Source organism: Shewanella yunxiaonensis (genome assembly GCF_018223345.1).
GTDB lineage: Bacteria > Pseudomonadota > Gammaproteobacteria > Enterobacterales > Shewanellaceae > Shewanella > Shewanella yunxiaonensis.
This window is the reverse complement of sequence record NZ_CP073587.1, coordinates 735,501-750,755: the sequence shown is the minus strand read 5'-3', so window position 1 is coordinate 750,755 and position 15,255 is coordinate 735,501. Positions and strand designations below refer to the sequence as shown.

The 15,255-nt window shown below is 50.6% G+C and carries 17 protein-coding genes; 10 read left to right on the top strand and 7 right to left on the bottom strand.

Annotated features, from left to right (window positions below; genetic code table 11):
* Nucleotides 1–117 precede the first annotated feature (117 nt).
* Entirely contained in the window at nt 118–648 is a 531-nt protein-coding gene (gene thpR, locus KDN34_RS03560) for an RNA 2',3'-cyclic phosphodiesterase (protein WP_212595561.1), read from the top strand.
* Nucleotides 649–657: 9 nt separating this feature from the next.
* On the opposite strand, the gene KDN34_RS03555 is transcribed toward thpR, so the two are convergent.
* Both KDN34_RS03555 and pepB read right to left on the bottom strand, forming a co-directional pair.
* The gene (locus KDN34_RS03555; RefSeq protein WP_212595560.1) at nt 658–1,119 is read right to left on the bottom strand and encodes a GNAT family N-acetyltransferase; all 462 of its coding nucleotides are present in this window, start codon (nt 1,117–1,119) and stop codon (nt 658–660) included.
* Nucleotides 1,120–1,193: 74 nt separating this feature from the next.
* Entirely contained in the window at nt 1,194–2,471 is a 1,278-nt protein-coding gene (gene pepB / locus KDN34_RS03550; RefSeq protein ID WP_212595559.1) for an aminopeptidase PepB, read from the bottom strand.
* A gap of 166 nt (nt 2,472–2,637) precedes the next feature.
* Here pepB and sfsA point away from each other — a divergent pair, with 166 nt between their 5' ends.
* From sfsA to KDN34_RS03510, 8 genes are all read left to right on the top strand, one after another.
* Nucleotides 2,638–3,342 carry a DNA/RNA nuclease SfsA gene (sfsA, locus tag KDN34_RS03545; RefSeq protein ID WP_212595558.1) on the top strand — a complete coding sequence of 235 codons (705 nt, stop codon included), beginning with the start codon at nt 2,638–2,640 and terminating at the stop codon, nt 3,340–3,342.
* A 167-nt stretch (nt 3,343–3,509) separates the two neighbouring features.
* Complete coding sequence (gene dksA / locus KDN34_RS03540; RefSeq protein ID WP_212595557.1) at nt 3,510–3,953, top strand: RNA polymerase-binding protein DksA; 444 nt, start codon at nt 3,510–3,512, stop codon at nt 3,951–3,953.
* A gap of 63 nt (nt 3,954–4,016) precedes the next feature.
* Nucleotides 4,017–4,895, top strand: coding sequence for a tRNA glutamyl-Q(34) synthetase GluQRS (gene gluQRS / locus KDN34_RS03535; protein ID WP_212596510.1), 879 nt, complete (start codon nt 4,017–4,019; stop codon nt 4,893–4,895).
* A 183-nt stretch (nt 4,896–5,078) separates the two neighbouring features.
* Nucleotides 5,079–6,395, top strand: coding sequence for a polynucleotide adenylyltransferase PcnB (gene pcnB / locus KDN34_RS03530; RefSeq protein ID WP_228730468.1), 1,317 nt, complete (start codon nt 5,079–5,081; stop codon nt 6,393–6,395).
* A 1-nt stretch (nt 6,396) separates the two neighbouring features.
* Nucleotides 6,397–6,882, top strand: coding sequence for a 2-amino-4-hydroxy-6-hydroxymethyldihydropteridine diphosphokinase (folK, locus tag KDN34_RS03525; protein WP_212595555.1), 486 nt, complete (start codon nt 6,397–6,399; stop codon nt 6,880–6,882).
* Nucleotides 6,883–6,960: 78 nt separating this feature from the next.
* Nucleotides 6,961–7,755: a 3-methyl-2-oxobutanoate hydroxymethyltransferase gene (panB, locus tag KDN34_RS03520; RefSeq protein WP_212595554.1), complete on the top strand. Its 795-nt coding sequence runs from the start codon at nt 6,961–6,963 to the stop codon at nt 7,753–7,755.
* Between the two features lie 23 nt (nt 7,756–7,778).
* A complete protein-coding gene (gene panC, locus KDN34_RS03515) occupies nt 7,779–8,624 on the top strand; it encodes a pantoate--beta-alanine ligase (RefSeq protein ID WP_212595553.1) in 846 nt (281 codons plus the stop codon).
* Between the two features lie 147 nt (nt 8,625–8,771).
* Nucleotides 8,772–9,287 (top strand): DUF4124 domain-containing protein, encoded by a 516-nt coding sequence (locus KDN34_RS03510; RefSeq protein WP_212595552.1) that lies wholly within the window; start codon nt 8,772–8,774, stop codon nt 9,285–9,287.
* 12 nt (nt 9,288–9,299) lie between these two features.
* Here the strand turns inward: KDN34_RS03510 and KDN34_RS03505 are convergent, their stop codons facing one another.
* The 5 genes from KDN34_RS03505 to mpl form a co-directional block, all read right to left on the bottom strand.
* Nucleotides 9,300–10,070, bottom strand: a complete 771-nt coding sequence (locus KDN34_RS03505) for an ABC transporter permease (protein ID WP_212595551.1) — start codon at nt 10,068–10,070, stop codon at nt 9,300–9,302.
* A complete protein-coding gene (locus KDN34_RS03500; RefSeq protein ID WP_212595550.1) occupies nt 10,067–11,002 on the bottom strand; it encodes an ABC transporter ATP-binding protein in 936 nt (311 codons plus the stop codon). Before KDN34_RS03500 ends, KDN34_RS03505 begins: the two co-directional genes overlap by 4 nt.
* 80 nt (nt 11,003–11,082) lie before the next feature.
* Nucleotides 11,083–11,613, bottom strand: coding sequence for a hypoxanthine phosphoribosyltransferase (gene hpt / locus KDN34_RS03495; RefSeq protein WP_212595549.1), 531 nt, complete (start codon nt 11,611–11,613; stop codon nt 11,083–11,085).
* A 7-nt stretch (nt 11,614–11,620) separates the two neighbouring features.
* Complete coding sequence (locus KDN34_RS03490) at nt 11,621–12,247, bottom strand: flavin prenyltransferase UbiX (protein ID WP_212595548.1); 627 nt, start codon at nt 12,245–12,247, stop codon at nt 11,621–11,623.
* Nucleotides 12,244–13,629, bottom strand: coding sequence for a UDP-N-acetylmuramate:L-alanyl-gamma-D-glutamyl-meso-diaminopimelate ligase (gene mpl, locus KDN34_RS03485; protein WP_212595547.1), 1,386 nt, complete (start codon nt 13,627–13,629; stop codon nt 12,244–12,246). The genes KDN34_RS03490 and mpl overlap by 4 nt, the downstream gene beginning before the upstream one ends.
* A 272-nt stretch (nt 13,630–13,901) precedes the next feature.
* On the opposite strand from mpl, the gene KDN34_RS03480 reads away from it, so the two are divergent.
* Nucleotides 13,902–15,236, top strand: a complete 1,335-nt coding sequence (locus tag KDN34_RS03480; RefSeq protein ID WP_228730467.1) for a Na+/H+ antiporter NhaC family protein — start codon at nt 13,902–13,904, stop codon at nt 15,234–15,236.
* Nucleotides 15,237–15,255 lie beyond the last annotated feature (19 nt).

Sequence of the window (15,255 nt, the reverse complement as noted above, 5' to 3'; positions counted from 1 at the left end):
CGATAAAAAATTGGCTGACAGTTTACCCAGTTTCGCCGTCGCTGGCTAACCGGAGCTGGCAGCAAATAAGACAGGCGTTATCATTAGCCTAAGAGCTCAACAATAAAGGAACGCGTTTTGACCACGGCAGCACCACAACGGTTATTTTTAGGATTTGCTATTGAACGCCAACAACTGCAGCAGTTAATTACCTTACAGCAAACGTGCTTAGCCGTATGTCATGGTGCACGGCGGGTCGCTGCCGACAACTTACATATGACACTGGTGTTCCTCGGCCAGACAACGGCACCAGTCAAACAACAGTTATTGTTTGAAGTGCCTAAATTGCCGTTAAAGCGATTTAGTGTCGCGCTTTCACAACTACAACTCTGGCCCAAACCGAAAATTTTATGTTTAACCGGTAACGCCGAGGCCCCCCTGATAACGCTGGCCAATGCCGCAGCCGATTTGTCAGAAACGCTGGGACTGACGCCCAAAGAACACAGTTACCGACCACATATTACCTTATTGAGAAAAGCGAAACGTTTACAGCATCCTGTTGTACCTGATGCACTACAGCTGTCGCCGACGACCTTAAATCTCTACCACTCTGTCAGTACCACCACGGGCGTCGAGTACCGGATCTTACAGCGTTGGCCACTTATTTGAACGACGCTGTTACAGCCTTTTCTCCATCCGCATGCAATCCAGCGTAATTCCTTTCGGAGAGTGGTAGCGAGCATGACCCAGTGACCGCCAGCCACAGCGTTGGTAAAAGGTCACAGCGTTCAGCGAGGACTCCAGTACTAATTTGCGTATATTTAGCGCAAACGCCTGTTGTTCCAGATGGTTCAGCATCTGTCGACCATAACCTTTGCCCATGGTATCGGGTTTGACAAACAGCGCTTCAACTTTATGGTTTGTCACGTCCAGCATACCGCACGCTACAATCTCTTGTTGCAGCTGCAGCAGATAAAACTCGCCAGCCACCATCTGTGCAAACCCTTGGGGCATTGCACCATCAGTCCAGCGCGATAACACAGCGGCGGGGTAATATCCTCGGCAGCCTGCCAGAATTGCTTGATTACGCAACTCCCACAAAGCTTCAGCATCATGTACTTTTGCTGCACGGATCGGCATCCATTAACTCCCGTTGCCATTCATATGATCAGAAAGGCCGCCATTTAGGCGGCCCATTCTTGTGTTGGGCTTACTTAGTCCATCAACATCTCGGCGATGGTGAGCATGCCATGAGTAGTTGCGCCGGCTGCCCACAAAGAACCGGCATCATCTTCAAATGCTGCGGCAAGGTCGATGTGTAACCATGGAATATCCTTTCCGACAAAGCGCCACAAAAAGGCTGCGGCATTCGATGCACCACCGGCGCCACCACCTTTTACCGGGCGGCTATTGGCAGTATCAGCATACGCGGACGGACACATCTCTTTGTGCCAAGGATCTAATGGCAGTGGCCATACATGTTCAGCGACACTTTCAGCCTTTTCTGCCGCCAGCTGCAATACCGCTTTCTGCGGCGAAAAGATTGCATTGTAGTTGCTGCTGACCGCCATTACCGCGGCACCGGTCAGTGTGGCAGCATCAATGATAAGCCCAGCTTTAGCTTCAGTAGCCGCCTGCAAACCATCAGCCAGCACCAAGCGACCTTCCGCATCAGTGTTCACCACTTCAACCGTAGTGCCATTTTTGTAGGTAATAATATCCCCGAGTTTATAGGCATGACCACTTACGAGGTTTTCAGCACAGCATAGATACAGTTTAACCCGTTTGTTCAGGCCGCGTTGAATGGCTAATCCCAAGGCGGCGGTTACGGTGGCAGCGCCCCCCATATCAGCTTTCATGCCGAGCATACCCTGAGAACTTTTCAGGCTGTAACCACCGGAATCAAACGTAATGCCCTTGCCGACCAATGCCACCGCCACCGGTGCATCTGGACCAGCTGGGTTGTAGTCCAATTCCAACAGTGCTGGCGCTCGTTCGCTACCACGGCCAACGGCATAAATACCGGCCCATTGCTGTGCCAGCAGCTCTTCGCCTTCGGTAATACGATAGTTAATGCGCGCGCCACCTAGCTGCTGCAACCATGCTGCGGCCGCCAGCGCGAGTTTTACCGGTGAGAGGTTTTCAGGTGTTTCATTAATTAACTGTCGCGCGTAATTACTGCAGCTGGCACGCAGCGCCAGTTCCTGTAGCTGGGCTTCATCCCCCGTCCAAGCAATAGTATGTCCGCCCTTGGCAGTCACAAACCCCTGATGAAATGCCCATTGGCTATTCACATCCCATAACGGGCCTTCCAGTTGTACGTTGCTCACGCCCTGATTACGCAACTTGCGGGCAGCCTTCTGCACACTGCGTAACGGCATATCTTCTGACCGGTGGATGAGTGCGCCATCGCCAGCAAAACTCAAATCAGCCTTTCCCCAAACGGCTGCGGCGGCCTGATCAGTCAGTACCACCTTCATTACTTGATCCATGATATATCCTTGTTAACAACCAGCACCTAACAGTGCTTATTGCTGTCAGTGTATAGCATCAGGCCAGAGGGCTAAAGTTGTCGCAGCACAGATATTTGTGAGAAACCGTAAAGCCTGCTAGGCTGTGGCGTTTTCATTTTTAGCGGTAAGGTAATAAGGTGAGGTTATGAAGTTCAGCCCGCCACTACAACAGGCTACACTTGTAAAACGTTACAAACGTTTTTTAGCCGATGTGCAGTTGCCTGATGGACAACAGATAACGCTGCACTGTCCCAATACCGGCTCGATGAAAAACTGCCAGTTTCCCGGGGGCTCTGTTTGGTACTCATTATCAGCAAATCCCAAACGCAAATATCCTGGCACCTGGGAATTGATAAAGAACCCGGATGGGCAGCTGATAGGTGTCAATACCGGCAGAGCGAATGAGCTGGCAGAGGAAGGGATCCGCAGCGGTGTTATCAGTGAACTACAGGGCTATGCTTGTCTGCGTCGAGAAGTCCCTTATGGCGAGGAAAATAGTCGAATTGACATTTTTCTCAGTGATGGTGAAAAGCCAGACTGCTATGTCGAAGTTAAAAATACGACACTGCTGGAAGGCGATTGTGGTTATTTTCCAGACGCAGTCACCGTTCGGGGTCAAAAACATGTAAGAGAATTGATGTCAGTAGTAGAAAAAGGGTATCGGGGAGTGCTACTGTTCCTCGTCCAGCATACAGGCATCAAAAAAGTCACCGCAGCACGGCATATTGACCCGGATTATGCGGACTTGCTTGCTCAGGCACAGACTTTGGGTGTTGAAGTGCTAGTGTACGCTACTTCCCTGAGCTCGCAGGAGTTTTGTGTAGAAAGGCAGTTACCGTTTCTGGATTAAAAGCGGGAAAAATAACGTAAAAGTTTGCTCAAATGGAAATTAGCAGACATATTCAAATATATGATCACCTATTTTTGGAAATGTTTGCCTAGGTAAAAAGATTCTGCTATAGATAGCGGCCGTTCTCAAAAACGCCCTATGACGCAAATTGAAACAGGAGATGCGTTATGCCTGAAGGCACTAAAACACTTGGTGTACTCGCTATCGCTGGTCTGAGTCCTTATCAGGAACAACCTGGTGAGGAGTACATGAACCCTAAACAGTTGGCGCACTTTAAAGCCATTCTGGAAGCCTGGCGTAAACAGTTGCGTCACGAAGTTGATCGTACCGTAACGCACATGCAGGACGAAGCAGCTAACTTTCCTGATCCGGTAGACCGTGCCGCCCAGGAAGAAGAGTTCAGTTTGGAACTGCGTGCTCGTGACCGTGAACGTAAGCTGATCAAAAAGATTGAAAAAACACTGAAAAAAATCGAAGACGATGATTTCGGTTTTTGTGAATCCTGTGGTGTAGAGATTGGTATCCGTCGTCTGGAAGCCCGTCCTACCGCTGATCTGTGTATCGACTGTAAGACGCTCGCTGAAATTAAAGAAAAACAGATGGCAGGTTAATTTCTGCCTCAAATAGCGCGGGGTTCACTTTTGCCCCGCGTTGATGTTGCCGTTGGTCACGATATGAATATCACCACCAGACCGGCCTACGTCGGGCGTTTCGCGCCATCCCCATCCGGTCCCCTGCATTTTGGTTCTCTGATTGCCGCACTCGGTAGCTATCTGCGTGCCCGCGCGTGTAATGGCAAATGGTTGCTGCGCATTGAAGATATCGATCCCCCACGAGAGGTTGAAGGTGCGGCTGACGACATCCGTCGAACCTTGGAACTATATGGTCTGCACTGGGATGACAAAGTGTTGTACCAGAGTCAGCGCTTTAATGCTTATCAGCAGTGTATTGATCAATTGTTAGCTAAGGGTGATGCCTATTTTTGCCAATGTAGCCGTAAGCAAATTCAGGAAGAGATGCACGGTATCTATGATGGCCGCTGCCGCAATCGCAAACTCAGCGAAGGCGCAGTCCGTCTTTATAACCAACAAAAGATAGCTCGCTTTGACGATCTGCTGTTAGGAAATGTACAAGTAGACGGCGCCTTTGCGAGTGAAGATTTTGCGATTCAGCGCAGCGATGGTTTATACGCCTACCAGCTCGCCGTCGTACTGGATGACGCCTATCAGGGCGTAACCGAAATTGTGCGCGGCGCCGATCTATTGGAGGCCAGCTGTCGGCAGCTCAGCCTCTACTGCCAACTCGGATTGCCATTACCACAGTTTATGCATCTGCCATTAGCGTGCTTAAAACAGGGATTTAAGCTGTCCAAGCAAAATCACGCACAAGCATTGGATAAACGCCATCCACATGTTGCATTGCAGCAAGCGCTGTTATTTCTCGGGCAACCTGCAGTAATTGCAGATGACCCCACCAAAATGCTGGCACAAGCCGTCAGTCAGTTTGATTTAAGTCGGATCCCGAGACAAACCGAGATCCTCATTGGCCGCTGATATACTCATCCCCCGCTAATTGGTATATCATAGCCGCCAGTTTTATTCCCAAACTTTGTGATCAGATTTCAGAGGTGTCCTATTTTTCGCCGTATCACACAGTTCTGTAAGCAGTTGTTTGACGAAGGCCCATCCGCCAAACTTCCCGAAGAAGCCAATACAGACACAGCTTTAAGCCTGGAGATCGTCCCTCGCGATGGTCACAGCATCTCTCGTAAGCAAATTAGCGAAAATGCGCTGAAAGTGCTTTATCGCCTGCACAAATCTGGCTACCAGGCTTATCTGGTGGGCGGCGGTGTGCGTGATCTGCTGTTGGGCCTGGAACCTAAAGATTTTGATGTGGTGACGAATGCCACGCCAGAAGAAATCAAAAAGCTGTTCCGTAACTGTCGTCTGGTCGGACGCAGATTTCGACTGGCGCATATTGTGTTCGGTCGTGACGTCATTGAAGTGGCTACTTTCCGTGGTCATCACGGTGAGAGTAGCGAAAACATCTCCAAAGTTAATGCTGCTGGCAGACTCCTGCGGGATAACGTCTATGGTGACATTGACCAGGATGCCGAACGGCGCGATTTCACCGTTAATGCACTGTACTACAGCATTGATGATTACAGCATCCGCAGTTATGGCGGTGGTTTGCAGGATTTACGTAATCGCACCTTGCGGCTAATTGGCGATCCCGAAACCCGTTACCGCGAAGATCCAGTGCGGATGCTGCGTGCGGTACGTTTTGCCGGGAAATTGGGGATGCAGATTGATGCACACACTGCCGCACCCATCAAATCATTGGCTTTACTGCTAAAAGATATTCCGGCTGCGCGTATGTATGAAGAGGTGCTGAAACTGTTCTTCGCTGGTAAGGCGGGCCAGAATCTGCGACTGATGCGCGAATACCACCTGTTTGAACCGCTATTCCCGTTGGTAGAAGCACAGTTAAAGGACAATCCGAAAGGACCCGCAATGCGCATGGTGACAGAGGTGATGCACAACACCGATGCCCGCATCAACGAAGATAAGCCAGTGACGCCCGCCTATTTCTTTGCCGCATTGTTGTGGTATCCACTGCAGGCAAGGGCTCAGGATATCGCATCAGAAAGTGGCTTAACTAGCTACGATGCGTTTTATGCCGCCATGGGCGACGTGTTAGAGCAGCAGTGCCAGAGCATCAGCATCCCTCGCCGGTTCAGTACACCCGCGCGTGATATCTGGCAATTACAGTTGCGGTTCGAACGTTCTAAGGGCGGTCGGGCATTTAAACTGCTGGAGCACCCCAAATTCCGTGCCGCTTACGACCTGTTATTGATGCGCGCCAATGCTGAAGGCGGCAATCTGGCGAAACTCGCCAGTTGGTGGCAGCAGTTTGTGGATGCCGATGACGAACAGCGTCAGGAACTGGCTAGCAGTGGTAATAAAAGCAGTCATCGCAACCGCAATGCCAGTCAACGGCGACGGCGTCCACGCCGTGATCAAGCCAGTGCCAGCACCGAGGTGACCGACTAGCATGCCATTGGTGTATGTCGCGTTAGGCGCTAATCTGGCGCAGCCACAACAGCAGCTAGATAGCGCTTGCCGCAAGTTAACGGCTTTAGCGACAGACCATCAGCTCCGCGTGTCCTCATACTATCGCAGCACTCCTATGGGTGAGGTGCCGCAGCCAGACTATGTCAACGCAGTCGCAAGCTTCAATACTGACCTCAAACCACTGGCATTATTGGAAGCGTTGCAGGCTATCGAATTGCAACAGGGGCGCACCCGCGAGGTTCGTTGGGGTCCAAGAACGCTGGATCTGGATCTGCTCCTTTATGGTGACGAAATTATCGACTTACCCAGACTGAAAGTTCCTCATTACGGCCTTAAACAGCGGGCTTTTGTGCTGGTGCCACTGGCAGAACTTTCCCCCCGCTTACAACTGCCTTGTGGTACATTAGTCAGTAATTTAATCGATGACACTATGCGCAATGCATTGCAGCGGTTGCCATCGAGCTGATAAACCGGCAGCAGCCATTGCTAAGCCCCGAGTGATGGCATATAACTCAATTCACACACGTGTTTGGAAGAGATACTTATGTCCAAAGTCACTATCACCACCCTGCTAAAGTACAAGCAGGAAGGTCAGAAATTTGCTTCGCTCACTGCTTATGACGCCAGTTTTGCCAAAGCCTTTGATGAAGAAGGTATTGATGTATTACTAGTCGGGGATTCACTGGGTATGGTTCTGCAAGGACAGGAAGATACCCTGCCGGTAACCGTTGAGGATATGTGTTACCACACCCGCTGTGTACGCCGTGGTATCAGCCGTTCATTGTTGGTGTCAGATCTACCGTTTATGGCCTATGCTACACCGGAGCAGGCACTAGAAAACTGTGCCAAGGTCATGCAAGCTGGCGCCGCCATGGTAAAACTGGAGGGCGGCCACTGGCTGATGCCAACAGTCAAGATGCTTACTGAGCGCGGTATTCCAGTCTGCGCCCACATCGGCCTGACACCTCAATCTGTGCACGTATTTGGCGGATTTAAAATACAGGGCCGCGATGAGGACAACGCCAAACGTATTCTCGATGAAGCCATTGGTTTCGAAGCCGCTGGCGCGCAGCTATTGGTTTTGGAATGTATTCCGGCGGCCCTTGCGAAAGCCGTTACCGAGGCCGTTAAAATCCCGGTTATCGGTATTGGGGCAGGTAAAGATACCGATGGTCAAATCCTGGTGATGCATGACGTGTTGGGCATCTCCACCGGCTACATTCCACGTTTTTCAAAGAATTACCTCAAACAAACGGGTGATATCCGCGCAGCGATTAGAGCCTACAATGAGGAAGTACAACAGGGACTGTTCCCTGCTGATGAGCATACATTCAACTGAACATCTTTTGGATCATTACGTAAATGTTGACAACCGCTAAGATTGAAGAAATCCGCGCTCGGATAAAAACCTGGAAAAACAAAGGTGAAAGCGTCGCATTTGTGCCGACTATGGGCAATCTGCACGCTGGCCATATCAGCCTGATCACCGAAGGCAAACGACGTGCGGATCATGTGGTAGCTTCAATTTTCGTCAACCCGATGCAATTCGGCCCTAACGAAGATTTGGATGGTTACCCGAGGACGCTGGAAGCTGATCAGCAGAAACTGGTAGAAGCTGGCTGTGAGTTACTGTTTCTCCCAACTCCGGAGATCATCTATCCCCGTGGTCTGGCGGTGCAGACCTATGTTGAAGTTCCCGGACTCTCGGAGCAATTGTGTGGTGCAACCCGCCCCGGTCATTTCCGTGGGGCCGCCACCATTGTCTGCAAGTTGTTTAATATCGTGCAACCTGATATTGCGCTGTTTGGTCGCAAAGACTATCAGCAGTTGCAGATTATCCGCACCATGGTAGAAGACCTTTCCCTGCCAGTCGAAGTGATGGGCGTTGATACGGTGCGCGAGTCTTCAGGGCTGGCCATGAGTAGTCGTAATGGCTACCTCACCGCCGAAGAAAAGGCTAAGGCCCCTGCGCTGAAACGGACACTGGATGACTTAGCGGAAGCCATTAAAAATGGCACGGCAATCGAACTCGCCATCGCTGAGGCCAAGAGTACCCTGCAGCATGCCGGTTTGCGTCCGGATTATATCGAAATCCGTCAGGCACAAACCCTGGCCCCAGTGACTGAGACTGATAAAGAGCTGGTGATTCTGGCAGCCGTCTATCTGGGAAAGGCCAGATTGATCGATAACCTCGTTGTCCATCGCTGAAATGCATTACCGCCAGCACAATAACAGTGCTGGCGGGCAAACTGACTGAATGTTAACTAGGTCATATGTCCGCCCTGCCAAAACGCTAGCCAACCCCACCAAATTAGGTCATGATAATTAACATTGTAAACTTGGATAAGTTTGCCGATGTTATCTTATAGGGATCTGTTTTTATTTGTTTTATTAGTTTCTTCAGCGACATATGTCAATGCTGAGGACAGTAAATTAATTTACAAATGTATCACAAATAAGCAGATAGCTTTTAGCCAACAACCCTGCCCTGATAATTACACGCAATACCAGATTGAGTACCAGAATGGTCTGGCAAAAGAGACGCCAGAAAAAACCGCGGAGGTCGATCCACTGCAAAAAATCCTCGCCACGAAAGGGCTGACGACAGGTCAATTAGGCCGTTGGCTGGATTCTGAAATCAATCGCCTGCAGCAGGAACACGGCTATTTGGAAACGCTGCGCACCAATGAGTTACAAAAGCTAGAGCGGGAAAGATATTGGGAACATACCGCAACGACTGATAGTGGGTACTTGCAGAAACAGCAACAAATCAATCAACGTTACGACACACTGCAACAACGTAATCACCAGTCACTGGCAAAACTGCAGCAATATAAACAGCAACTCCCAGAACCACAGGCTCATCCTTGAGCCTGAAACGCATCAGGTACGCAAACCAATTCCGCGCGACACCAGATAATAGGCCAATAGCCATAATCCGGCACAAAAACCAATGATGACCGCGACAGATAAACCGACACTGATATCCGCAAAGCCGAGAAAGCCATAACGGAACACGTTGATCATATACACGATAGGGTTAAGTGCCGACACGCCTCGCCAGAAATCAGGTAATAACGACAGTGAATAAAATACCCCACCGAGATAGGTCAAGGGGGTCAGTACAAATGTCGGAATGATGCTGATGTCATCAAAATTACGGGCAAATACGGCGTTAATCAGACCGCCTAGAGCAAATAGCACTGAGGTCAAGAACACGGTTACCACTACCAGCAATGGATGTTGTAAGTGCAAGTCCACAAAGCACATTGCCACCACAGTCACGATTAAACCCACCAGCAGACCACGAGCCACACCGCCCGCCACGTAGCCACCGATCATGACATAATGGGGTACAGGTGCGACTAATAGCTCTTCCAGATTACGCTGAAACTTCGCACTGAAAAAAGATGAAGCAACGTTGGCGTAGGAGTTAGTGATCACCGCCATCATGATCAGCCCGGGGGCAATAAATTCCATATAGGACACCCCGCCCATCAAGCCGATACGACTGCCGACCAGATTACCGAAAATTAAAAAGTACAGCGTCATGGTAATGGCGGGCGGTAACAGGGTTTGGATCCAAATCCGGGTAAAACGGGTGATCTCTTTGATAACGATGCTTTTAAAGGCGATAAAATACAGGCCTTTCATGCGTTAGCTCCTTTGTCGCGCTCGACCAGTTCTACAAACAGTTCTTCCAAGCGGTTGGTTTTATTCCGCATCGACAGCACATCAATGCCCTGCGCGGTCAGCGCTGCAAATACGCTGTTAAGGCTATTAGACTTGGCCACATCGACTTCTAAGGTATTGGCGTCGATTAACCTTGCTTGAATACCGGGCAGTTCGGGTAACTGTGTCTGCGGCTGCTTGAGATCCAGCACAAAGGTTTCCATGTCCAGCTTCGCCAGCAAGGCTTTCATACTGGTACATTCCACCAGCACGCCGTTATCGATGATGCCGATATTACGGCACAGCATTTCAGCTTCTTCAAGATAATGCGTGGTCAGGATGATGGTGACACCTTCCTGGTTGATGCGTTGCAGGAATTCCCACATGGAGCGTCGCAGTTCAATATCAACCCCGGCAGTTGGTTCATCGAGAATCAACAGCTTCGGTTCATGCATCAACGCCCGGGCAATCATCAAACGCCGTTTCATGCCGCCGGATAACTCCCGCGCTTTGGCATTGCGCTTTTGCCACAGATCTAACTGCGTCAGATATTTCTCGGCCCTTACATAGGCTTCCGAACGTGGGACACCGTAGTAACCTGCCTGATTCACCACAATTTGCAGCACGCTTTCAAACTGATTGAAGTTGAACTCCTGCGGCACTAAACCGATACAAAGTTTGGCTTGTTCGAGTTCTTGATCCAGATCGTGACCGAACACTTCTACCTTGCCGCCGGTTTTATGGACCAGCGAACTGATAATGCCTATGGTAGTAGACTTTCCGGCACCGTTAGGCCCCAACAAGGCAAAGAAATCCCCCTGCTTTACCTGCAGGTTAATCCCCTTGACGGCTTCAACACCGCCTTTATAGGTTTTCTTCAGGTTTTCCAGCGCCAGCGCCACCCCTGCTGTCATCGGTTGTATCCTCTGTAGGGTAAAACAAAACTCCCGCCATAGCGGGAGTCAGATTGTCTGTCAAAACCACCTAATGCAGGTTATTCCTGAGGAATAACCCTGGCAATATAGGGGAGATTGCGGTATTGCTCCGCGTAGTCGATACCATAACCTACCACAAATTCATCGGGAATGGTAAAGCCGACAAAATCCACCGGCACATCGACTTCGCGACGATCGGGCTTATCCAGCAATGTGCACAACGCCAGACTTTTGGGATCGCGCAGCCGCAGCATTTCACGGACTTTGTTCAGGGTATTGCCGGAATCGATGAGGTCTTCGACAATTAAGACATCGCGTCCGGCAATGTCTGACTGGACATCCTTGAGGATCTTCACATCGCGGGAGCTGGTCATAGTACTGCCATAACTGGACACCGACATAAAGTCGATCTCCACATGACCGTTGATACGGCGACACAGATCCGCCATAAACACCACTGAGCCTTTTAACAGTCCCACCATCAACAGCTTATCTGTATGCTGATAATGAGCATTAATACGCGCGGCCAGTTCATCCAGTTTGCGATTGATCTCTTCTGCAGAGATCATCATTTCGATGGTGTGCTTCATACTTATCTCAATCTTCGATGCCGCCGCCAACCGGCTGATCATAGCCCCAGCGGCCCGTTAATGAATGTGCCACGCCCAGATGGTCGAGGATCCGGGCGACGACGAAGTCTACCAGATCCTGAACGGATTTGGGATGGTGATAAAAACCTGGCGCGGCAGGCAAAATCACCGCCCCCTGCTGGCTCAGACTCAGCATATGTTGTAAGTGAATGGTATTAAAAGGCGTTTCTCGCGGCACCAGGATTAACTGTCCGCGCTCTTTGAGTACCACGTCGGCCGCCCGTTCCAACAGATTATTACTCATGCCCGTGGCCACGGCGGCCAAAGTGCCGGTCGAACAAGGACAGATCACCATCTGCTTTGGCGCCGCAGAACCGGATGCGGGCGGTGAAAACCATTCATCCTTACCCAGCACCCGTAGCGCTCCACTCGCGGGCATAATTGCCTGCAACTGCTCCGTGGCCTTTTCCGGCGCAGCACTGAGCTTAATACCATGCTCTTGCGCCAGTACCACTCTGGCGGCAGAGGAGATCATTAAAAATACCTGATAATCCGCTTGTAGCAGACATTCCAACAGCTTCAGGCCATAAGGCGCCCCAGAAGCGCCAGTCCAGGCCAGACTGATACTATTCATCGCTGCGTCTCCGCATGAAAGCGTGCCTTAAGTGCGGCCAGTAATTTGCCGTGAATACCGCCAAAGCCGCCATTGCTCATGATGATAATGCAGTCACCAGCCCGTGCTTCAGCAGCCACTTTTTGCACGACATCCTCAATCTTGTATAGCACAGCAACGGGAATCGGCGCATTCGCCATGGCCGCGGAAATATCCCAATGGATAGTATCTGCCTGATACAAAATAGCGTTGTCTGCATCATGCATCGACTCGGCGAGAGTGGCCTTGTGTACGCCGCTTTTCATCGTGTTAGAACGGGGTTCCAGCACCACGGTGATATGACCATCGCCAACCTTAGCCCGCAACCCTTGCAGCGTTGTGGCAATGGCTGTTGGATGATGGGCAAAATCGTCAAATACCTGAATGCCATGAATATCGCCAATCAGTTCCAGTCGTCGTTTAGGCGGAATAAACTGCATCAGCGCGGCGATGGCATCGGCCGGCTTTACGCCTACGTGACGCGCTGCAGCCACGGCCATTACCGCATTTTCCATATTGTGTTTGCCGAGTAATGACCATTCCAGTTTGCCCTGCGAGCCCCCCGCCAGAAACAACTCAAAATGATGTCCATCAGCGGCTAACGGCTCGATATGCCAATCCCCCAGACCACTCGTGTGACTGACCGTTTCCTGTTCGCTCCAGCAGCCCTTGGCGACGACCTCAGCCACAGCCTCACTGTCTTTAGGCCAGATCACCCGGCCGTTACCAGGCACTATCCGCAGCAGGTGATGAAACTGCTTCTGAATGGCCTTCAGATCGTCAAAGATATCGGCATGGTCATATTCCAGATTGTTAATTACCAACGTCCGCGGTTGGTAATGCACAAATTTGGAACGCTTATCGAAGAAGGCACTGTCATATTCATCGGCCTCCACCACAAAAAACGGCGAATTGCCGAGCCGCGCCGAGACACCAAAATTGCGCGGAATACCGCCGATAAGAAAGCCTGGCTGATAACCACAGGACTCTAAAATCCACGCCAACATACTGGCTGTCGACGTTTTACCGTGAGTTCCTGAGACTGCCAGCACCCAGCGTTCAGGTAAGATATAATCATGCAAAAACTGCGGGCCTGAGGTGTATTTCAGCCCGTTATCCAACACGGCCTCGACGCAGGGATTGCCGCGGCTCATCGCATTGCCAATCACCACCAAATCCGGTGCAGGGTCTAACTGCGCAGGGTCAAAGCCTTGGATCAGAGCGATACCCTGCTGCTCTAACTGAGTACTCATTGGCGGATAGACATTGGCATCAGCGCCAGTCACTTTATGGCCCATAGCTCTCGCTAAAATTGCCAAGCCCCCCATAAAGGTGCCACAAATCCCTAAAATATGTATATGCATGATGCAGTTCCTGCGCGTAACAACTGCCGCCTATTCTACCCATTGCCAACGGGATTGTCAGTGTAACCTCAGCATCCACAACTAACGTTAGCTGTCGCTTTTCATATATATAGAAGTAAAAACATCTAGACGGCTAAATTGACAGCTATCAGCCGATCCCCTATGCTGCGACAGATTGCCACAGCCATGTCTGTTGCATAAGCTGAAAAGACTTTTTGCCGGGTTAACCGCCACCATCGTTAAATACCGGGCTCATAAAAACAGAGAATAAGATTTTGACTAAAAACACCAAACCTGAGGCTGCGCCGTCTGCGATAGCCCTATTACCGCTGTTACTGTTTCTGGTGCTATTTATTGGTGCCGGTCTTTATTTTCAGGCAAACGGCGTGGCGATGGCGTTTTATCAACTGCCAAGTCCGGTAGCGATTTTGCCCGCGATTGTGTTGGCAGTGTTGTTATCAAAACAAAAGCTGAATCAGACGCTGGATACCTTTATGGCCGGCATCGGGCATAGCAACATCATTGCGATGTGTCTGATTTATCTCCTGGCCGGGGCTTTTGCCTCGGTGGCTAAAGCGACCGGCGGCGTGGATGCGACGGTGGCACTGGGATTGCAGTTTATTCCATCACAACTGCTGTTACCTGGGTTCTTTGTGATAGCGGCCTTTATTGCGACAGCCATGGGCACTTCTATGGGTACTATCGCAGCAGTAGCCCCCATTGCACTGGGTATTGCAGAAGAAGCGAATATCGATTTAACCCTGATGGCCGGGGCGGTGATGTCTGGGGCACTGTTTGGTGACAACCTGTCGATTATTTCCGACACCACTATTGCCGCTACCCGCACCCAAGGCTGTTACATGCGGGACAAGTTTCGGGAAAACCTGATTTTCGCCATTCCGGCAGCCATCATCACACTAGTACTGTTTACCTTGGCTTCTAAGGGCAGCGCGGCTATCCCATCACAGCAGGTGGATGTCGTAAAAGTTTTGCCGTATATCAGCATTCTGATCCTCGCAGTTTCAGGACTTAACGTGTTCGTCGTGCTGGCGCTAGGGATTGTCTTTGCTGGCGGTGTCGGCATGTATAGCAGCGATTACGGATTGGTTGCCTTTACCAATGATATCTACAAAGGTTTTGGCAACATGCAGGAGATCTTTGTGTTATCTATGTTTGTCGGCGGCCTGGCAGCACTGATGCAACAGCAAGGTGGCCTCGCGTTTATCAGTCAACGCATTGAAAACCTCATTCGGCGCTTTTCTCGCGATACAGGGGAAAACTCCAGCAGAGCCGCAGAATTAGGGATGGCCGGGATGGTGGCGCTGACCAACACCTGTGTCGCCAACAATACCGTATCAATTGTGATCAACGGCGATATAGCCCGGGAATTGGCGCAGCAAAATGCGGTCAGTGCCAAACGCGCGGCCAGCGTGCTGGATATCTTCGCCTGTATCATTCAGGGATTAATTCCGTATGGTGCGCAAGCGCTGTTGATTGCCTCGCACTTTAAAATCTCCCCGCTACAAGCGGTTTCCGATGTCTGGTACTGCATGGTGCTGGCGGTGGTATCGGTGATTGTGATTGTGCTGCGGCCGCGCAGCCATTAGTTGTACGTCAGGTATCAAA